Here is a 19,421-nt window from a genome sequence, read left to right on the forward strand (position 1 = left end):
GCGCCTGATCTATTGCCATCGCGGGCAAGCCCGCGATGAACGATGACGCGGTCTATCTAAATAACAAACAAATCCACAAACCGGTTCACCGGTGTCGCCTCAAGTGCCTGCTGATCCTTGCACAGCGCGAAAATCCCATCGCTGCGCTGCCCCGCGAATCGTGTCAGCAAGTTCGCCTTGAACTTGTCCTCCAGCAACGGGATCCCTTCAGCCCGACGTCGACGATGCCCGATCGGGTACTCCACCACCACATTTTCGGTACTCGAACCGTCCTTGAAAAACACCTGCACCGCATTGGCAATCGAGCGCTTGTCGGGCTCCAGATATTCGCGGGTGTAACGCGGTTCTTCGACGATGACCATTTTCTCGCGCAGCACATCGATGACCGGATGCGCCTTGTGGAAATCGTCTTCGTAGTACTCCGCAACCAGGTTGCCAAAGGCCAGCGGCACAGCGGTCATGTACTGGATGCAGTGATCGCGGTCGGCGGCATTGGCCAGCGGACCGACCTTGGAAATGATGCGAATCGCCGACTCATGAGTGGTGATGACGATCCGGTCGATTTCGTGCAGCCGATTGCGCACTTGCGGATGCAGGGTCACTGCCGCTTCACACGCGGTTTGCGCGTGAAACTCCGCCGGGAAGCTGATCTTGAACAGCACATTTTCCATCACATAACTGCCGTACGGCCGCGAGAAACTGAACCCGCGCTTGTCGTCAGGCTTGAGCGCCAGATCGCTATTGGTGTGGCTGAACAGCACGTCGTAAAAACCCCACTGCTTGGCACTCAATACGCCGGGTATACCCATCTCGCCACGCATCGCCATGTCTGCCAGACGCACGCCCCGACTGGACGCATCACCTGCCGCCCAGGACTTTCGCGACCCGGCATTGGGCGCATGCCGATACGTGCGCAACGCCTGACCATCAGCAAAAGCGTGGGACAACGCCGACAACAACTGCTCGCGATTGGCCCCCATCAGTTTGGCGGTGACCGCGGTTGAGGCGACCTTCACCAGGATGACGTGATCGAGGCCGACACGGTTGAACGAGTTTTCCAGCGCGATCACACCCTGAATCTCATGGGCCATGATCATCGCTTCAAGCACCGTGCGCATGGTCAACGGCGCCTCGCCATTGGCCAGCCGTTTTTGCGACAGATGGTCAGCCACCGCAAGAATGCCGCCGAGGTTATCCGACGGATGCCCCCACTCGGCCGCAAGCCAGGTGTCGTTGTAATCGAGCCAACGCACGATGCAGCCGATGTCCCACGCAGCCTTGACCGGATCAAGCCGATAAGACGTGCCCGGAACCCGCGCCCCGAACGGGACAACCGTGCCTTCGACCACAGGCCCGAGATGCTTGGTGCACTCGGGAAAACGCAGGGCCAGCAGGCCGCAACCCAAGGTATCGATCAGGCAGTTGCGCGCGGTGTCCAGCGCTTGCACGGACCCGATCTTGTAGTTGAGAACATAGTCTGCAATGTCCTGCAGGACCTGGTCATAGTCGGGGCGGTTGTTGAGGTCGACGTTGGCGCTCATGTTCGATTCACTCTTTGAAGAGGGTCGTTGATGGGACCTCGGCTCAGGAATCTTGGTGTATCGCTGCTTTCTTGTTTTGAAATGCGATCCTTTGTAGGAGCCGGCTTGCTGGCGATGGCGATTTCAAGGACGCCATCGCCGGCAAGCCGGCTCCTACAGAGAGTGAATCAGAAGGAGTCGCCAGGCACACGCACATAACCTTCCATCAACACCCGCGCACTGCGGCTCATGATGGCTTTGTTCACGGTCCATTCGCCGTTCACCAGACTGGCCTCGGCGCCGACGCGCAGGGTGCCGGACGGATGACCGAAGCGCACCGCATTACGCTCGGTGCCGCCCGCTGCAAGGTTGACCAGCGTACCGGTGATCGCTGCCGCCGTGCCGATGGCTACCGCTGCCGTGCCCATCATCGCGTGGTGCAACTTGCCCATCGACAATGCACGCACCAACAGGTCGACATCGCCCGCCGCAATGGCTTTGCCGCTGGACGAAACGTAGTCCGCCGGTTTGGCCACGAAGGCCACTTTCGGCGTGTGCTGCCGCTTGGCCGCTTCGTCGACGTTCGAGATCAGGCCCATACGCAATGCGCCGTAAGCACGAATGGTTTCGAACATCAGCAAGGCTTTCGGGTCGCCGTTAATGGCGCCTTGCAGCTCGGTGCCGTTGTAGCCGATGTCTTCGGCATTGACGAAAATCGTCGGAATGCCGGCGTTGATCAGGGTCGCCTTGAAGGTGCCGACGCCGGGTACTTCGAGGTCATCCACCAGGTTGCCGGTCGGGAACATCGAACCGCCACCGCCCTCTTCGTCCGCTGCCGGATCGAGGAATTCAACCTGTACTTCAGCGGCCGGAAAGGTTACGCCGTCGAGTTCGAAATCGCCGGTTTCCTGCACTTCACCATTGGTGATCGGCACGTGAGCGATGATGGTCTTGCTGATATTGGCCTGCCACACGCGAACCACGGCCACGCCGTTGTGCGGGACGCGGCTGGCATCGACCAGGCCATTGCTGACGGCGAACGAACCGACTGCCGCGGTCAGGTTGCCGCAGTTGCCGCTCCAGTCCACGAAAGGCTTGTCGATGGAGACCTGACCGAACAGGTAGTCGACGTCGTGATCGGCGTGGGTGCTTTTCGACAGGATCACGGTTTTGCTGGTGCTGGAAGTCGCGCCGCCCATGCCGTCGATTTGCTTGTCGTACGGATCGGGGCTGCCGATCACGCGCAGCAGCAAAGCGTCGCGGGCCGGGCCTGGGACCTGTGCCGCTTCGGGCAAGTCTTTAAGGCTGAAGAACACGCCTTTGCTGGTGCCGCCGCGCATGTAGGTGGCGGGAATTTTGATCTGCGGTGCGTGAGCCATGGTGCTCGTTACTCCTAATCTAGAAACAGACATGGGACTTAAAGTCCCATGTCTGTGCAGCGTTTTAGACGGCAACCGCCGATTCTTCGAGGAAGTCCTGGGCGAAGCGTTGCAGCACGCCACCAGCTTCGTAGATCGACACTTCTTCAGCGGTGTCGAGGCGGCAGGTCACCGGCACATCGACGCGTTCGCCGTTCTTGCGATGGATCACCAGCGTCAGGTCGGCACGCGGGGTGCGGTCGCCGATCACGTCGTAGGTTTCGCTGCCATCGATAGCGAGGGTGTGACGGTTGGTGCCCGGCTTGAACTCCAGCGGCAACACGCCCATGCCCACCAGGTTGGTGCGGTGAATGCGCTCGAAACCTTCGGCGGCAATCGCTTCCACACCGGCCAGACGCACGCCTTTGGCGGCCCAGTCGCGGGACGAACCCTGACCGTAGTCGGCGCCGGCGATGATGATCAGCGGCTGCTTGCGATCCATGTAGGTTTCAATCGCTTCCCACATGCGCATCACTTTGCCTTCCGGCTCGACGCGGGCCAGCGAACCCTGCTTGACCTTGCCGTCTTCCAGAACCATTTCGTTGAACAGTTTCGGGTTGGCGAACGTCGCGCGCTGTGCGGTCAGGTGGTCACCACGGTGAGTCGCGTAAGAGTTGAAGTCCTCTTCCGGCAGGCCCATTTTCGCCAGGTATTCGCCAGCGGCGCTGTCGAGCATGATGGCGTTGGACGGCGACAGGTGATCGGTGGTGATGTTGTCCGGCAGTACCGCCAGCGGGCGCATGCCCTTGAGCGGACGAGCGCCGGCCAGCGCACCTTCCCAGTACGGCGGACGGCGGATGTAGGTGCTCATTTCGCGCCAGTCGTACAGCGGCGCGACTTTCGGGCCGGTGTCTTCGTGGATGGCGAACATCGGGATGTACACCTGACGGAACTGCTCAGGTTTCACCGAGGCTTTCACCACCGAGTCGATTTCTTCGTCGCTCGGCCAGATGTCTTTCAGACGGATTTCCTTGCCGTCGACCACGCCCAGCACGTCTTTTTCGATGTCGAAACGGATGGTGCCGGCGATGGCGTAAGCAACAACCAATGGCGGCGAAGCCAGGAACGCTTGCTTGGCGTACGGGTGAATCCGGCCGTCGAAGTTACGGTTGCCGGACAACACGGCAGTGGCGTACAGGTCGCGGTCGATGATCTCTTGCTGGATCACTGGATCGAGTGCGCCGGACATGCCGTTGCACGTGGTGCAAGCGAAGGCCACGATGCCGAAACCGAGCTGGTCCAGCTCACTGGTCAGGCCAGCTTCGTCAAGGTACAGCGCGACGGTTTTCGAGCCCGGTGCGAGGGACGACTTGACCCATGGTTTGCGGGTCAGGCCGAGCCTGTTGGCATTGCGCGCCAGCAGGCCAGCGGCAATCACGTTGCGCGGGTTACTGGTGTTGGTGCAGCTGGTGATGGCGGCAATGATCACCGCGCCGTCCGGCATTTGACCCGGAACCTCGTCCCACTGACCGGAGATACCTTTGGCGGCCAGATCAGAAACCGCTACGCGAGCGTGCGGATTGCTCGGGCCGGCCATGTTGCGCACAACAGAAGACAGATCGAATGTCAGGCCGCGCTCATATTGCGCACCCTTGAGGCTGTCAGCCCACAGACCGGTCTGCTTGGCGTAGTTCTCGACCAGCTGCACCTGCTCGTCTTCACGGCCGGTGAGTTTGAGGTAGTCGATGGTCTGCTGGTCGATGTAGAACATCGCCGCGGTGGCGCCGTATTCCGGGGCCATGTTGGAGATGGTCGCACGGTCGCCGAGGGTCAGCGCGGAGGCGCCTTCACCGAAGAACTCCAGCCATGCGCCAACCACTTTTTGCTTGCGCAGGAACTCGGTCAGCGCCAGCACCATGTCGGTGGCGGTGATGCCCGGTTGCAGTTTGCCGGTCAGCTCGACGCCGACGCTTTCTGGCAGACGCATCCACGAGGCACGGCCGAGCATGACGCTTTCGGCTTCCAGGCCACCGACACCAATGGCGATCACGCCCAGCGCATCGACGTGCGGGGTGTGGCTGTCGGTGCCGACGCAGGTGTCAGGGAACGCGACGCCGTCACGTACCTGGATCACCGGAGACATTTTCTCCAGGTTGATCTGGTGCATGATGCCGTTGCCTGGCGGGATCACGTCGACGTTCTTGAACGCTTTCTTGGTCCAGTTGATGAAGTGGAAACGGTCTTCGTTACGACGGTCTTCGATGGCGCGGTTCTTTTCGAACGCTTCCGGATCGAAGCCACCGCGCTCGACGGCCAGGGAGTGGTCGACGATCAGTTGGGTCGGCACGACCGGGTTCACTTGCGCCGGATCACCGCCCTGCAGGGCGATGGCGTCACGCAGACCGGCCAGGTCGACCAGTGCGGTCTGGCCGAGAATGTCGTGGCACACCACGCGGGCCGGGAACCACGGGAAGTCGAGGTCGCGCTTGCGTTCGATGAATTGCTTCAGGGATTCGGTGAGCGTGGCCGGGTCGCAGCGACGCACAAGGTTTTCCGCCAGCACGCGAGAGGTGTAAGGCAGGGTGTCATAGGCGCCGGGCTGAATCGCCTCGACTGCCGCACGGACGTCGAAGTAATCCAGTTTGCTGCCGGGCAGCGATTTGCGGAATTCTGTGTTCATCGGTCAGGACTCGGTCACGGTAGTTTCAAAAGGCGGGGCCTGGCACAGGGTTCGAATTGAAACCGACCTCTGTAGGAGCCGGCTTGCTGGCGATCGCGTCGGGTCAGGCAACGAAAATGTTGAATGACAAATCGCAATCGCTGGCAAGCCAGCTCCTACAGGGTCACCGGTTCATTCAGTGACCTGTGCAGGCATTCCCACCATTCAGCGTTGTTCGATTGGCACGAACTTGCGCTGTTCGACGCCGGTGTATTCGGCGCTTGGACGGATGATGCGGTTGTTGGCACGCTGTTCGTACACGTGCGCCGCCCAGCCGGTCAGGCGCGAGCAGACGAAAATCGGTGTGAACAACTTGGTCGGAATGCCCATGAAGTGGTACGCCGAGGCATGGTAGAAGTCGGCGTTCGGGAACAGTTTCTTTTGCTCCCACATGGTCTTGTCGATGGCTTCGGAGACCGGGAACAACACTTTGTCGCCCACTTCGTCAGCGAGTTTTTTCGACCAGCCCTTGATCACTTCATTGCGCGGATCGTTGTCCTTATAGATCGCATGACCGAAGCCCATGATCTTGTCCTTGCGCTCGAGCATGCCGAGGGTGCCTTCGATCGCCGCTTCCGGCGAGCTGAAGCGCTCGATCATTTCCATCGCCGCTTCGTTGGCGCCGCCATGCAGCGGACCGCGCAGCGAACCGATGGCCGCAGTGATGCAGGAATACAGGTCGGACAGGGTCGATGCGCAAACACGAGCGGTGAAGGTCGATGCGTTGAACTCGTGCTCTGCGTACAGGATCAGCGAAACGTTCATCACCTTGACGTGCAACTCGCTCGGCTTCTTGCCGTGCAGCAGGTGCAGGAAGTGACCGCCGATGGACTGCTCGTCGCTCACGCATTCGATGCGCTTGCCTTCATGGCTGAAGCGATACCAGTAGGTCATGATCGCCGGGAATGCAGCCAGCAGGCGGTCAGTCTTGTCGTGCTGCTCGGAGAAGTTGTTCTCCGGCTCCAGGTTGCCCAGGAACGAGCAGCCGGTGCGCATCACGTCCATCGGGTGGGCGTCGGCGGGGATGCGTTCCAGCACTTCTTTCAACGCTTGCGGCAGGTCACGGAGCTTGCTCAGCTTGGCAACGTAGGCGGCCAGTTGCGCTTTGCTCGGCAGTTCGCCGTACAGCAGCAGGTAAGCGACTTCTTCAAACTGCGCGTCAGCCGCCAGTTCACGAACGTCATAACCACGATAGGTCAGACCGGCACCCGACTGGCCCACGGTGGACAGTGCGGTTTGCCCGGCAACCTGGCCACGGAGCCCGGCGCCACTGAGTACTTTTGCTTCGGCCATTGCTGTCTCCAATCTTGAATTTATTAGGGAATCGGCAAAATTTGATTCATCAGGTCTATCGCGTATTGCCGAAGAGATCGCAGCCTCGTTTCACTCGACAGCTCCTACAGGAGAAAGAGGTCGGTGCAGGAGCTGCCGAAGGCTGCGATCTTTAGATCATTACTTCTTCGCGGCGAACAACGCATCGAGCTTCTGCTCGAAGGTGTGGTAGTCGATGCGATCGTAGAGCTCCATGCGGGTCTGCATGGTGTCGATGACATTCGCCTGGGTGCCATCGCGGCGCAGCGCGTTGTAGACGTTTTCTGCGGCTTTGTTCATGGCGCGGAAAGCCGACAGCGGGTACAGCACCAGCGATACATCGGCCCCGGCCAGTTGCTCGGTGGTGTACAGCGGCGTCGCGCCGAATTCGGTGATGTTAGCCAGGATCGGCGCTTTCACGCGGCTGGCGAACAGCTTGTACATGTCCAGCTCGGTGATGGCTTCCGGGAAAATCATGTCGGCGCCGGCTTCGATGCAGGCAGCGGCACGATCCAGGGCAGACTCCAGACCTTCCACCGCCAGGGCGTCGGTACGGGCCATGATCACGAAGCTGTCATCGGTACGGGCATCGACGGCGGCCTTGATACGGTCGACCATTTCCTGCTGGGTCACGATCTCTTTATTAGGACGGTGGCCGCAGCGCTTGGCGCCGACCTGGTCTTCGATGTGAATCGCCGCTGCGCCGAACTTGATCATCGACTTCACGGTGCGAGCCACGTTGAAGGCCGACGAACCGAAACCGGTGTCCACGTCCACCAACAATGGCAGATCGCAGACGTCGGTGATGCGACGCACGTCGGTCAGCACGTCATCCAGACCGGTGATGCCCAGGTCCGGCAGGCCGAGGGAGCCAGCAGCCACCCCGCCACCCGACAGGTAGATCGCCTTGAAACCGGCGCGCTTGGCCAACAGCGCGTGGTTGGCGTTGATCGCGCCGACCACTTGCAATGGATGCTCGCTGGCGACCGCATCGCGGAAACGCTGGCCTGGAGTGCTCTTGTTCAAACTCATGACTCACCTCGTTTGGCTGTCGGGTTAGCGCCGTCCTGGTAATGACGGGCGATGTTGCGTTTGGAGGCGCCGATGTGACGGCGCATCAACAACTCGGCCAGTTCACCGTCACGGTCGGCGATGGCATCGAGAATTCGGTGGTGCTCGGCAAACGCCTGGTGTGGGCGATTGGGCGTGGTGGAGAACTGGATGCGGTACATGCGCACCAATTGATACAGCTCGCCGCAGAGCATTTGGGTCAGCGTGCGATTGCCGCTGCCCTGGATGATTCGGTAGTGGAAGTCGAAATCGCCTTCCTGCTGGTAGTAGCCGACACCGGCCTGAAACGCCGCATCGCGCTCGTGGGTTTCCAGCACCCGACGCAATTCGTCGATTTCTTCTACGCTCATACGCTCGGCAGCCAGACGGCAGGCCATGCCTTCAAGGGACTCGCGGATTTCGTAGAGTTCGACCAGTTCGGCATGGTTAAGCGACACCACTCGCGCCCCGACATGCGGAACACGTACCAGCAGGCGCTGGCCTTCCAGACGGTGAATGGCTTCGCGCAGCGGTCCACGGCTGATGCCGTAGGTGCGCGCCAGTTCCGGTTCGGAGATTTTGCTGCCCGGGGCGATATCGCCTTTGACGATGGCCGCTTGAATGCGGCGGAAGACGTTCTCGGAAAGCGTCTCCGTATCGTCTTGCGTGAACACCGGGGGATCGAGTTGATCCAGCATGATTGTCGACACCTTGTAAGCCAGTGCCGCAAAAATTAGCGAATACAGGGCGCCGAGTCAAAGGTTAAATCGATATTGTCGACAATCTTCTGATAACCGGTTGCTTCATAATGAAGCAGCCTGACGGTTTTTAGCTGTCGCCCAGCGCTGGCACCATAAAACCACCGTGCTAGAATGCCGCCCGATTTGTTTGTCACATCTGCACGGCCTGTCATAAAACCCTGACAGGCATACGAAGGAGCTTGCGCAGCGATGCCAGGGCCCTGAATCGAAGTACGGACCGCTGCGCACCAGGATTTATGAGACTCAAGCCCTTCCCCACATTCCTTTATTTCCTTTGCCTGCCCGGCTTTGCGCTGGCAGGGGAAAAGACCGTGTATGGCCTCAACGAATACGCTTCCCTTAATGGCATCGACCTGGAAGTGGCCGCCAAACTCGACACCGGCGCCAAAACCGCTTCTTTAAGTGCACGAGACATCAAACGTTTCAAACGCAATGGCGAGTCATGGGTACGGTTTTACCTGGCCATCGACACCGCCCACTCGCACCCGATTGAACGGCCACTGGCCCGTGTCAGCAAGATCAAGCGCCGGGCCGGCGACTACGACCCGGAAGAAGGCAAGAAGTACACGGCCCGCCCTGTCATTGAGCTGGATATCTGCATGGGCTCGGCTTTGCGCAGTATAGAAGTGAACCTTACTGACCGAAGTGCTTTCCAATACCCGCTCTTGATCGGCTCCGAAGCCCTCAAACGATTCGATGCGCTGGTCGACCCCAGCCTTAAATATGCTGCCGGCAAACCCGCCTGCACCACCGACGCTCATACCGCAGAGTAATTCCAATGCGCTCTCTTACCCTTCATCTGAAACTGCTGATCGCCATCCTGGTGGTGCTGGGCATTTCAGTTACGGCCTATCAGATCTTCGTGCTGGGCATTCCGGTGACCGAAGACGCCACCGACGACCTGTGGAACATCGACGCCAAAGTCGAGTTCGTCGCCAGTGCCAAGGACCCGGTCAAGATCCAGATGTTCGTGCCGCCCCTGAGCCGCGACTTCGTCAGCCTTAATGAAAGCTTCATTTCCAACAATTACGGCGTGGCGGTGAACCGGGTCGACGGCAACCGCAAGGTCACCTGGTCGGCGCGCCGGGCCAAGGGCAACCAGACCCTGTATTACCGTTTGGTGCTGACCAAGCGCTATTCCGGCGAGAAACTCAAAGTAAAAGGCCCGACGTTCCGCGACAGCATGGTCATCGAGGGCCCGGAAAAAATCGCCGCCGAAGCCCTGCTCGCGCCGATCCGCCAGCACTCGGCCGACGTCGAGACCTTCATCGGCGAAGCCATCAAACGTGTCAACAATCTCGGCGACGACAACGTGAAACTGCTGCTGGCCGGTGATCCGTCCACGCCGCACAAGGCGAAAATCGTCGAATTGCTGCTGTCCATCGCCCACGTGCCGGTGGAAAAGGTCCACACAATTCGCCTGGTAGCGGACCAGCCGCAAGTACCGGAACTGTGGCTGCGCAGTTTCAACGGCACCGACTGGCTGTACTTCAACCCGGAAACCGGCGAACAAGGCCTGCCGACCGACCGCCTGCTGTGGTGGACCGGCGACGAAAACCTGATCACCGTCGACGGCGGCAAGAAAGCCAACGTGACCTTCAGCCTGAACAACAGCGAAATGAACGCCATTCGCCTGGCCAAGCTGACCGATGAAAACACCGACGCCAACTTCCTTGAATACTCGCTGTACGGCCTGCCGCTGCAAACCCAGCAGACCTTCATGATCATGGTGATGATCCCGATTGGCGTGCTGGTGATCCTGATCCTGCGCAACCTGATCGGCCTGCAAACACTGGGCACGTTTACTCCGGTGCTGATCGCCCTGGCGTTCCGCGAGACCCAGCTCGGTTTCGGCATTGTGCTGTTCACGATCATTACCGCATTGGGCCTGTCCCTGCGCTCCTATCTCGAACACTTGAAGTTGCAGATGCTACCGAGACTGTCGGTGGTGCTGACCTTCGTGGTGGTGTTGATTGCGGCCATCAGCCTGTTCAGCCACAAGCTTGGCCTGGAGCGCGGGTTGTCGGTGGCGCTGTTCCCGATGGTGATTCTGACCATGACCATCGAACGCCTGTCGATCACCTGGGAAGAACGCGGCGCCAGCCATGCGATGAAAGTGGCCATCGGCACGCTGTTCGCAGCGTCCCTCGCGCACTTGATCATGAGCGTGCCGGAGCTGGTGTACTTCGTCTTCACCTTCCCGGCGATCCTGCTGATCCTGGTGGGTTTCATGCTGGCGATGGGGCGTTATCGCGGCTACCGCCTGACCGAACTGGTGCGTTTCAAGGCCTTCCTGAAAAAGGCTGACGCTTGATGTTCGGCTTCTGGAAGACCTGGAAGGCCCTGGAAGCCCGGGGCATCATGGGCATCAACCGGCGCAACGCGGACTACGTGCTCAAGTACAACAAGCGCAGCCTGTACCCGATTGTCGATGACAAGATCATCACCAAGGAGCGCGCCATCGCGGCTGGCATTCATGTGCCGGAGCTGTATGGCGTGATTTCCACCGAGAAGGAAATCGACAACCTCGACAAGATCATCGGCGGGCGCAACGACTTCGTGATCAAACCGGCCCAAGGCGCTGGCGGCGATGGCATTCTGGTGATTGCCGACCGCTTCGAGGGCCGCTATCGCACGGTGTCCGGCAAGATCATCAGCCACGAGGAAATCGAGCATCAGATTTCCAGCATCCTGACCGGCCTGTACTCCCTCGGCGGGCACCGCGACCGGGCGCTGATCGAATATCGCGTCACCCCGGACCAGATCTTCAAGAGCATCAGCTACGAAGGCGTGCCGGACATCCGCATCATCGTGCTGATGGGCTACCCGGTGATGGCCATGCTGCGTTTGCCGACCCGTCAGTCCGGCGGCAAGGCCAACCTGCACCAGGGCGCCATCGGTGTCGGCGTCGACCTGGCAACAGGCTTGACCCTGCGTGGCACCTGGTTGAACAACATCATCACCAAACACCCGGACACCACCAACGCGGTAGACGGCGTGCAACTGCCCTACTGGGACGGTTTCATGAAACTCGCCGCCGGTTGTTATGAGCTGTGCGGGCTGGGTTACATCGGTGTCGACATGGTGCTGGACCAGGAAAAAGGCCCACTGATCCTGGAGCTCAATGCCCGACCGGGCTTGAATATCCAGATTGCCAACGATTGCGGACTGACGTTGCGCACCCATGCGGTCGAAGCGCGGCTGGAAGAGCTCAAGGCTCGCGGCGTGATTGAAACCGTTGAAGAGCGCGTGGCGTTTGTGCAGGAAATGTTTGGGCATATTCCGCCGGTCGAGGGCTGACTTATGGCACTTTGTGGCGAGGGAGCTTGCTCCCTCGCCACAGGTGTCACACTCACCGCTACTGATCTGCCAATCCCCGACATCCCCTCTAGGAGCAATTCCCCGAGGGGACTACAATCGCCACCCCGCCTCGATGGCTGATCTTCCCCGCCCATGTTGACCTGTTCCGTACACCCGCTGCCCTATCGCACCAACCCCGCCCAATACTTCGCGGCGATCCGCCATGCCCCCGGCGCCGTGCTGCTCGACAGCGGCCGGCCGAGCGCCAACCGTGGCCGCTATGACCTGCTCAGTGCCTGGCCGCTGGAGCAATTGGCGGTAGCGTCTGACGAAAGTGGCAGCGATTTCCTGCAACGCCTGCGCGCTAACCTGACACGGCTGGGTGAAGCGTCGATTTCGGCACCTTATGAACTGCCGTTTGCGGGTGGTTTGATCGGCTACCTGAGTTACGACTTCGGCCGACATCTGGAAAACCTGCCGAGTCAGGCGTTGGACGACCTGCAATTGCCCGATGCACGTTTCGGCCTCTATGACTGGGCGCTGATTAGCGATCACCAGCAGAAAAGTAGCCAACTGGTGTTTCACCCGACCCTGACCGACAGCGAACGCCAACGCTTGATCGCGCTGTTCAGTCAGCCGGCGCCTGAGCCGGTAGAGCCTTTCAAACTGCAAACCCCAATGATTGCCGACCTGAACGCTGACGAGTATCGCCAGGCGATCGAGCGCATTCAGCAATACATCCAGGCCGGCGACTGTTATCAAGTCAATTTCGCCCAGCGTTTCCGTGCGCCCTGCCAGGGCGATCCATGGGTGGCTTATTGCGCGTTGCGGGCGGCGTGCCCGACACCGTTTTCCGGTTTTCAGAGCCTACCCGACGGAGGTGCTGTGCTGAGTTTGTCGCCGGAGCGCTTCGTCAAAGTCAGCGAGCGTCACGTTGAAACCCGCCCGATCAAAGGCACGCGCCCCCGAGGCCTCACACCCGCCGAAGACGCGGCGAACGCCGCCGAACTCCTGGCCAGCCCCAAGGATCGCGCGGAAAACCTGATGATCGTCGACTTGCTGCGCAACGATCTTGGGCGCACCTGCCGCACCGGTTCGGTTCGGGTGCCGGAGTTGTTCAGCCTGGAAAGCTATCCGAACGTGCATCACCTGGTAAGCAGCGTGACCGGCGAACTGGCGGATGAGCGCGATGCCCTGGACCTGATCGCCGGCAGCTTCCCCGGCGGCTCAATCACCGGCGCACCGAAGATTCGTGCGATGCAGATCATCGACGAGCTGGAACCCACCCGACGCGGACTGTATTGCGGTTCGTTGTTGTATCTCGATGTGCGGGGCGAGATGGACAGCTCCATCGCCATTCGCAGTTTGTTGGTCAAGGATGGGCAGGTATGTTGCTGGGGCGGTGGCGGGATTGTGGCCGACTCCGAGTGGCAGGCCGAATATCAGGAATCGATCACCAAGGTGAAAGTGCTGCTCGATACCCTGCAAAACCTTTGAAGCATCGCCGGCAAGCCGGCTCCTACAAGGATCGCGTGCCTCGCATCGATCTTGTAGGAGCTGGCTTGCCAGCGAAAGCGTCAGTCCGGCCGATTAAAGACTCAAGGTCCGATTCGACGCCTTGATGAACTCCTGCTTCAACGCTTCAAACGTATGCACCGCCGGGAACTGCGGGAACTCGGCAATCACGTTGTCCGGCGCATGGAACAGAATCCCCGCATCCGCTTCACCGAGCATGGTGGTGTCGTTGTAGGAATCGCCCGCCGCAATCACGCGGTAGTAAAGGCTCTTGAACGCCAGGACCGACTGACGCTTGGGATCTTTCTGACGCAACTGATAGCTCGTTACCCGCCCGGTGTCATCCGTAATCAGACGATGGCAAAGCAAGGTCGGGAAGCCCAGTTGGCGCATCAACGGCTGCGAGAACTCGTAGAAGGTGTCCGACAGGATCACCACCTGGAAGCGCTCACGCAGCCAGTCGACGAACTCGATGGCGCCGTCCAGCGGCTTGAGCGTGGCGATCACTTCCTGAATGTCCGAGAGCTTCAGGCCGTGTTCGTCAAGGATCCGCAGGCGCTGCTTCATCAGCACGTCATAGTCGGGAATATCCCGGGTGGTGGCCCTGAGGGATTCGATCCCGGTTTTTTCGGCGAAGGCGATCCAGATTTCCGGGACCAGTACACCTTCAAGATCCAGACAGGCAATTTCCACAAGACACTCCCATTTGTATTGATTATTGAGTCGAGCGAGCAAAAAGACTGCCGAACTCTAGCGATTCGGGCCTGCCTGCGCAACGCAGAGGGAGCCCCGATCAGCGCAGCTTTTTGTTAACATCGGCCCATATAGAGCGCCCAGCGCCACCGACCTGTAGGAAGCCGCCCTGATGAGCCCATCGTTCGACGTCGTGGAACTCGCCACGACCTATGCCAATAAATCCGCCCAGGACATTCTGAAACTGGCTTTTGCCGAGTTCGGCGATGAGCTGTGGATCTCCTTCAGCGGCGCTGAGGATGTGGTCCTGGTGGACATGGCCTGGAAGCTGAACAAGAACGTCAAGGTGTTCAGCCTAGACACCGGTCGCCTGCACCCGGAGACCTACCGCTTCATCGATCAAGTGCGCGAGCACTACAAAATCGACATCGAACTGGTGTCGCCGGACCACACCAAACTCGAACCGTTTGTGAAGGAAAAAGGCCTGTTCAGTTTCTATAAGGACGGTCATGGCGAATGCTGCAGTATCCGCAAGATCGAGCCGCTGCGCCGTAAGCTGTCTGGCGTGAAGGCCTGGGCCACCGGCCAGCGCCGGGACCAGAGCCCGGGCACCCGCAGCGCCGTCGCGGTGATGGAAATCGACACCGCGTTCTCCACCCCGGAGCGCACCCTGTACAAATTCAATCCACTGGCACAAATGACCAGCGAAGAAATCTGGGGTTACATCCGCATGCTGGAGTTGCCGTACAACAGCCTGCACGAACGCGGCTTCATCAGCATCGGTTGCGAGCCTTGCACCCGCCCTGTGCTGCCGAACCAGCACGAGCGCGAAGGTCGCTGGTGGTGGGAAGAAGCCACGCAGAAAGAATGTGGGTTGCATGCCGGGAACATCATCAGCAAGGGCTGACCCCGATTCAACTTCGGTCTCAAGTGCTGCTCAAGCAGCACTAAATCGCTGTGCCAACCCTTGCTCGGCAAACTGCTCGATGATGAAGTCGACGAACGCTCGAGTCTTGCCCGGCAGCAGTTTGTGCTCGGCGTAATAGATCGAAATGTTGCCGTCATCGATGTACCAGTCCGGCAACACACGCTGCAATGTGCCCGCCTCCAGATAATTCACCGCGAACGGCATGCTCACCAGCGCAACCCCCAAACCCTGGGCCGCCGTCGCGCAAGCCGCATCCGAATCACTCATGGTCATTCGCGCCTTGAGCATCAATGGCCGGCAGTGCTGGGGGCTGCGTCCGCTCAACTGCCAGGAACGCACTCGACCGGTCTGGGGCGACCGAATGAGGATGCCATCGTGGTGTTGCAGATCATCGGGCTCCCTGATCGTTTCGCGCCGCGCAAGATAATCGGCAGATGCCAGCAACACCCGATGCGCCGGTGCCAGCTTGCGCGCCACGACCCCCTGGGGTAATTCAAATCCGCCACCAATCGCCGCGTCGAACCCTTGGGCGATCAGGTCAACCTGACGATTATCAAAATGCCAGTCCGGGTTGATCGCCGGATATCGCTGCAGAAACTCACCGAGCATCGGCACGACATACAACCGCCCGAACACCGTGCCCATGCTGACTTTCAAGGTGCCCGCCGGGAGACCTTCGGCGCTGGCCAAATTGGCCACGGCGTTCTGAATAGTCGTCAGGCTGGCGCTGACCTGACTCAAAAACAACTGGCCAGCCTCAGTCAAGGTGAGGTTGCGGGTGCTGCGCTGAAACAACCGCACCCCCAGATTCGCTTCAAGTTTGGCCACGCTCTTGCCCACCGCCGCCGGTGTCAGGCTCAAGCGTCGCGCGGCTTCGGCGAAACTGCCGACTTCGGCGCTGCGCACAAAGCATTCAATACTGCTGAAGGTTTCCATGACACACCACTATAAACTTATGGTTTACACAGACTATAGCAATTACCGTCTACACAGCCTGTAATCCTCAATCGATACTAGGCTCCATCAACCGGGACATCTCGCCTCGGGACTTTGGAGATCGACATGACTACTCAGAACCTCAGCGGCAAAGTGGCATTGATTCAAGGTGGTTCCCGCGGCATCGGCGCCGCCATTGTCAAACGCCTGGCCGCTGAAGGCGCGACCGTTGCCTTCACCTACGTCAGCTCCACGACCAAGGCCGAGGAACTGCAAAACAGCATCACCGCCCAAGGCGGCAAAGCCCTGGCAATCAAGGCTGACAGCGCCGACGCCGAGGCCATCCGCAGCGCGGTGAATGCGACGGTGGAAGCTTTCGGACGACTGGATATCCTGGTCAACAACGCGGGGGTTCTGGCCGTCGCACCGCTGGCCGATTTCAAACTCGAAGACTTCGACCAGACCTTGGCGATCAACGTGCGCAGCGTGTTCATCGCCACTCAAGCCGCCGCACAGCACATGACCGAAGGCGGCCGCATCATTAACATCGGCAGCACCAACGCCGATCGCATGCCCTTCGCCGGTGGCGGCCCGTACGCCATGAGCAAGTCGGCGCTGGTCGGCCTGACCAAAGGCCTGGCCCGTGACCTCGGCCCGCAAGGCATTACCATCAACAACGTGCAACCGGGCCCGGTCGACACCGACATGAACCCTGCCCACGGCGACTTCGCTGACAGCTTGATCCCGTTGATGGCGGTGGGCCGTTACGGCAAAGCCGAGGAAATCGCCAGCTTCGTCGCCTATCTCGTTGGACCGGAGGCTGGCTACATCACCGGGGCAAGCCTGACCATCGACGGTGGTTTTGGCGCCTGATGAGTTAAACGAAAAACCAATGTGGGAGCGGCTTGCTCGCTCCCACATTTTCTGTTGTCAGCCCCATTCCAGTGCCGGCAAACCACAAGCACCGGGCTCGAACGCTTTTAACGTACGAAGAATGCCATCCGCGTGTGCGTATTTTTCGTCAGCCATCGCCGCATCCGGAATCGCAATCGCCGCCATCCCCGCCGCTTTCGCCGCTGTGACACCAAAAGGCGAATCCTCGAACACCAGGCAATCCCCGGGGGCAACCCCCAACCGCCGCGCCGCCGTCAGGAAGATATCCGGTGCCGGTTTCGCTGCGCCCACTTCCGGGTCATCAGCCGTGACAATGAAATCGAACAGCGCAAACCAGTCGCGGTGCAAGGTGGTTTTCTGGCCGAACGACTGGCTCGTCGAACTGGTGCCCACCGCGATTGGGATGTTGTTGGCCTTCAGATGCCGCACCAGTTCCTGTGCGCCAGGCATTGCCTGCGCTGTAGGAAAACGCTCGCGCATCAGAGGTTCGCGGATCACCAGAAACTCTTGCGCGGTAATCGGCAGGTCCAGCGCTTCAACCACATAACGCGCCAGATCACCCGCGCCGCGCCCGATGATGTTCTGCTTGATGCTCCAGTCGAAGGTTCGGCCATACCGCGCAGCGATGATCGACGTGACTTCGGTGTAGATGCCCTCAGTATCGAGCAGCAAACCGTCCATATCAAAAATCACGGCTTTGATCGGGCCGATTGCTTTCAGCGTTGCATTCATCGCGTCTGATCCGTTTTCAAAGGCATCCCGGGATGGATAACTGGAACGGGGGCCGGGCTGATTAAAGGTTTCAGCAGCATAACGAGCGTCGCAGGCGCAGAGCAATGAAATCCCGATCGCTGTCGAGCGGATCGCTGCGAAATAGCGATTCCCCCTACATCAAACACCTCCTTTCCTGACTTCTTTCCTCGTTGATCCCCCGCAGAGTTTGGCGCCCCACATTCCGCCAAACGAAAGACTGCCCATGCTCGCCCCTGACAAGCTGCTGGCCCTGAACAACACCATTGGCTTGCTCGTGGTCGCCGCCATGAACCCCGAGCGGCCGAACTTTGAAGCCCTGCTCGGGGAATTCCGCCTGTGCCTCAACGATTACGAGGCCTGGGCGGAAAGCTTCTGGACCGGTCGGGTGCTGGATGTCGAGCAGGTGTTTACGGTCGGCAACGAAGTACGTCTCAGCGCCCCTAAAAATTCCACCACGCCCGTCAGCTCAACCGTCGCCAGCTGCCCCGCCAGCGGCCCGTTGACCTTGGTGCATATGTTTGAATCCGCGCGCTTCGTGCCGATCGGCAACACGCCGGTGATGCTCGAACCGCTGCTCAACGAAGGTCAGGGTGAACCGCAGTACGGTGAGCCGATTCACGAAACCATCGGCCCCAGCGGCATCCTCGAAATCCCCCGCTGTTGGCGCGGCCAGCGTTATCGAATCACGTTCTTTCCTAACGTCACCACCGACCACGTCAAAGCGCTGTACGCCTCCTATCAGGGCGTTATCGGTGAACTCGAAGGCTGGTTACGCAACGAGTGGAGCGCTGAGTTCGAGCCCTTGTGGGCGGAGTTTTCCGCAGCGGGCTTCGCAGAGCGTTATCGCACGCTGCAACAGGCTGACTGGCGTGGTTTCGAACTGTCGCTGCACGGTTTGTGGGATGACGTGAAGCAGGTTTATGCCCTGATCGAAGACCTGCAAGCGAACAGCGAAAAGCTCCTTGAGTACCTGACTGAAGCCGAACTGGAAACGTTGCTGAGCGCTTAGTCCGAGGCCATCGCCAACCTGTTGCTGGTGCTGAGCGATGAGCCGTTGATGTTCATCTATGTGGCCGCGTTCACCAGTTGGTTGAAGCTGCTGCCACCGCAGTACATCGCCGAGGTTGTGGCGCAAGTTCGCACGGAACTGCTGGTCGCTTTCCTGCTGATGTGTCTGACCGGTCCGATGGGTCTGAAGATCCGCTTGAGCGCCAAGGTGCTCAACAAGATCAAATCCGGGCGCGCTCGCCAATGGCTGGCAGCGGCAAGCCTGCGCCTGGCCGAGCTGACATCGCGGTCTGACCTGTCGGCCCACGCCGGTGCGCTCAAGCCATTGATGGTCAATGCCCGAAATGCGCCGCTGAAACCGGCGCCTACGGTTCCATTGTTGATCTCCGCTGCCAACTCACCGGTGCTGGAGGTGCCGAACCCGGTCGCCATGGCGCGCAAAAAGTCCGCCCCCAGCACCCGCCTCGGACGTCACGAACAGCGGGACGACGCCCCGAAACAGGCCACCAACCCCAACGGCGACAGCGCCGACACCGTCGATAACACCACCACCAACAAATGCCCGGTGTCGATGGTCACCGGCGAAGAACTGCTGACCCTCACCGACGGTACGCTCGACGGCATTTTGCCGTTCGACTTCACCCGCCTCTATCGCAGCAGCGCCGTCGAACTCGA

At 60.0% G+C, this 19,421-nt stretch carries 15 protein-coding genes and 1 pseudogene; 7 read left to right on the forward strand and 9 right to left on the reverse strand.

From position 1 onward, the window contains the following. Nucleotides 1–56 precede the first annotated feature (56 nt). From prpD to CKW15_RS22045, 6 genes are all read right to left on the reverse strand, one after another. Entirely contained in the window at nucleotides 57–1,541 is a 1,485-nt protein-coding gene (gene prpD, locus CKW15_RS22020) for a 2-methylcitrate dehydratase (RefSeq protein WP_095152700.1), read from the reverse strand. A 167-nt stretch (nucleotides 1,542–1,708) separates the two neighbouring features. Then, nucleotides 1,709–2,899 carry a 2-methylaconitate cis-trans isomerase PrpF gene (gene prpF / locus CKW15_RS22025; protein WP_095152701.1) on the reverse strand — a complete coding sequence of 397 codons (1,191 nt, stop codon included), beginning with the start codon at nucleotides 2,897–2,899 and terminating at the stop codon, nucleotides 1,709–1,711. Between the two features lie 64 nt (nucleotides 2,900–2,963). Continuing rightward, nucleotides 2,964–5,558, reverse strand: coding sequence for a Fe/S-dependent 2-methylisocitrate dehydratase AcnD (gene acnD / locus CKW15_RS22030; protein WP_095059377.1), 2,595 nt, complete (start codon nucleotides 5,556–5,558; stop codon nucleotides 2,964–2,966). A gap of 204 nt (nucleotides 5,559–5,762) precedes the next feature. Further along, complete coding sequence (gene prpC, locus CKW15_RS22035) at nucleotides 5,763–6,890, reverse strand: 2-methylcitrate synthase (protein ID WP_053157390.1); 1,128 nt, start codon at nucleotides 6,888–6,890, stop codon at nucleotides 5,763–5,765. Between the two features lie 159 nt (nucleotides 6,891–7,049). Continuing rightward, a complete protein-coding gene (prpB, locus tag CKW15_RS22040; protein WP_053157387.1) occupies nucleotides 7,050–7,940 on the reverse strand; it encodes a methylisocitrate lyase in 891 nt (296 codons plus the stop codon). Beyond that, nucleotides 7,937–8,656 carry a GntR family transcriptional regulator gene (locus CKW15_RS22045; protein WP_095059376.1) on the reverse strand — a complete coding sequence of 240 codons (720 nt, stop codon included), beginning with the start codon at nucleotides 8,654–8,656 and terminating at the stop codon, nucleotides 7,937–7,939. Before CKW15_RS22045 ends, prpB begins: the two co-directional genes overlap by 4 nt. Before the next feature lie 299 nt (nucleotides 8,657–8,955). Here CKW15_RS22045 and CKW15_RS22050 point away from each other — a divergent pair, with 299 nt between their 5' ends. The 4 genes from CKW15_RS22050 to pabB all read left to right on the forward strand — a co-directional run bounded on the left by CKW15_RS22050 (nucleotide 8,956) and on the right by pabB (nucleotide 13,516). Then, a complete protein-coding gene (locus CKW15_RS22050; RefSeq protein ID WP_095059375.1) occupies nucleotides 8,956–9,492 on the forward strand; it encodes an ATP-dependent zinc protease in 537 nt (178 codons plus the stop codon). 5 nt (nucleotides 9,493–9,497) lie between these two features. After that, on the forward strand, nucleotides 9,498–11,033 hold the full coding sequence (locus CKW15_RS22055) for an inactive transglutaminase family protein (RefSeq protein ID WP_095152702.1): 1,536 nt from the start codon (nucleotides 9,498–9,500) through the stop codon (nucleotides 11,031–11,033). Then, nucleotides 11,033–12,019, forward strand: a complete 987-nt coding sequence (locus CKW15_RS22060) for an alpha-L-glutamate ligase-like protein (protein ID WP_095059373.1) — start codon at nucleotides 11,033–11,035, stop codon at nucleotides 12,017–12,019. Before CKW15_RS22055 ends, CKW15_RS22060 begins: the two co-directional genes overlap by 1 nt. A gap of 153 nt (nucleotides 12,020–12,172) precedes the next feature. Next, complete coding sequence (gene pabB / locus CKW15_RS22065; RefSeq protein ID WP_095152703.1) at nucleotides 12,173–13,516, forward strand: aminodeoxychorismate synthase component I; 1,344 nt, start codon at nucleotides 12,173–12,175, stop codon at nucleotides 13,514–13,516. A 93-nt stretch (nucleotides 13,517–13,609) separates the two neighbouring features. Here pabB and thrH read toward each other — a convergent pair whose 3' ends face one another. Continuing rightward, nucleotides 13,610–14,227, reverse strand: coding sequence for a bifunctional phosphoserine phosphatase/homoserine phosphotransferase ThrH (gene thrH / locus CKW15_RS22070; RefSeq protein ID WP_095059371.1), 618 nt, complete (start codon nucleotides 14,225–14,227; stop codon nucleotides 13,610–13,612). A gap of 172 nt (nucleotides 14,228–14,399) precedes the next feature. Here thrH and CKW15_RS22075 point away from each other — a divergent pair, with 172 nt between their 5' ends. Beyond that, nucleotides 14,400–15,134, forward strand: coding sequence for a phosphoadenylyl-sulfate reductase (locus CKW15_RS22075; RefSeq protein ID WP_095152704.1), 735 nt, complete (start codon nucleotides 14,400–14,402; stop codon nucleotides 15,132–15,134). Between the two features lie 30 nt (nucleotides 15,135–15,164). On the opposite strand, the gene CKW15_RS22080 is transcribed toward CKW15_RS22075, so the two are convergent. Then, entirely contained in the window at nucleotides 15,165–16,091 is a 927-nt protein-coding gene (locus tag CKW15_RS22080) for a LysR family transcriptional regulator (RefSeq protein WP_095152705.1), read from the reverse strand. Between the two features lie 126 nt (nucleotides 16,092–16,217). Here CKW15_RS22080 and CKW15_RS22085 point away from each other — a divergent pair, with 126 nt between their 5' ends. After that, entirely contained in the window at nucleotides 16,218–16,964 is a 747-nt protein-coding gene (locus tag CKW15_RS22085; RefSeq protein ID WP_095059366.1) for a 3-oxoacyl-ACP reductase family protein, read from the forward strand. Between the two features lie 57 nt (nucleotides 16,965–17,021). Here CKW15_RS22085 and CKW15_RS22090 read toward each other — a convergent pair whose 3' ends face one another. Next, entirely contained in the window at nucleotides 17,022–17,717 is a 696-nt protein-coding gene (locus CKW15_RS22090; RefSeq protein ID WP_095059364.1) for an HAD-IA family hydrolase, read from the reverse strand. Nucleotides 17,718–17,961: 244 nt separating this feature from the next. Between CKW15_RS22090 and CKW15_RS22095 the strand changes: the two are divergent. Next, nucleotides 17,962–19,421 (forward strand): annotated as a pseudogene (locus tag CKW15_RS22095) (DUF6531 domain-containing protein); the annotation flags it as partial.

This window comes from Pseudomonas sp. Irchel s3b5 (assembly GCF_900187435.1).
In the GTDB taxonomy this organism is placed as follows: Bacteria; Pseudomonadota; Gammaproteobacteria; order Pseudomonadales; family Pseudomonadaceae; genus Aquipseudomonas.

What these genes read in the sequence shown, in the direction of transcription:
- CKW15_RS22080 (WP_095152705.1), bottom strand. Translation starts at nt 16,091, where the DNA reads ATGGAAACCTTCAGCAGTATTGAATGCTTTGTGCGCAGCGCCGAAGTC.
- CKW15_RS22075 (WP_095152704.1), top strand. Translation starts at nt 14,400, where the DNA reads ATGAGCCCATCGTTCGACGTCGTGGAACTCGCCACGACCTATGCCAAT.
- prpC (WP_053157390.1), bottom strand. Translation starts at nt 6,890, where the DNA reads ATGGCCGAAGCAAAAGTACTCAGTGGCGCCGGGCTCCGTGGCCAGGTT.
- CKW15_RS22090 (WP_095059364.1), bottom strand. Translation starts at nt 17,717, where the DNA reads ATGAATGCAACGCTGAAAGCAATCGGCCCGATCAAAGCCGTGATTTTT.
- prpD (WP_095152700.1), bottom strand. Translation starts at nt 1,541, where the DNA reads ATGAGCGCCAACGTCGACCTCAACAACCGCCCCGACTATGACCAGGTC.
- CKW15_RS22045 (WP_095059376.1), bottom strand. Translation starts at nt 8,656, where the DNA reads ATGCTGGATCAACTCGATCCCCCGGTGTTCACGCAAGACGATACGGAG.
- CKW15_RS22060 (WP_095059373.1), top strand. Translation starts at nt 11,033, where the DNA reads ATGTTCGGCTTCTGGAAGACCTGGAAGGCCCTGGAAGCCCGGGGCATC.
- acnD (WP_095059377.1), bottom strand. Translation starts at nt 5,558, where the DNA reads ATGAACACAGAATTCCGCAAATCGCTGCCCGGCAGCAAACTGGATTAC.
- prpF (WP_095152701.1), bottom strand. Translation starts at nt 2,899, where the DNA reads ATGGCTCACGCACCGCAGATCAAAATTCCCGCCACCTACATGCGCGGC.
- prpB (WP_053157387.1), bottom strand. Translation starts at nt 7,940, where the DNA reads ATGAGTTTGAACAAGAGCACTCCAGGCCAGCGTTTCCGCGATGCGGTC.
- CKW15_RS22050 (WP_095059375.1), top strand. Translation starts at nt 8,956, where the DNA reads ATGAGACTCAAGCCCTTCCCCACATTCCTTTATTTCCTTTGCCTGCCC.
- CKW15_RS22055 (WP_095152702.1), top strand. Translation starts at nt 9,498, where the DNA reads ATGCGCTCTCTTACCCTTCATCTGAAACTGCTGATCGCCATCCTGGTG.
- pabB (WP_095152703.1), top strand. Translation starts at nt 12,173, where the DNA reads ATGTTGACCTGTTCCGTACACCCGCTGCCCTATCGCACCAACCCCGCC.
- CKW15_RS22085 (WP_095059366.1), top strand. Translation starts at nt 16,218, where the DNA reads ATGACTACTCAGAACCTCAGCGGCAAAGTGGCATTGATTCAAGGTGGT.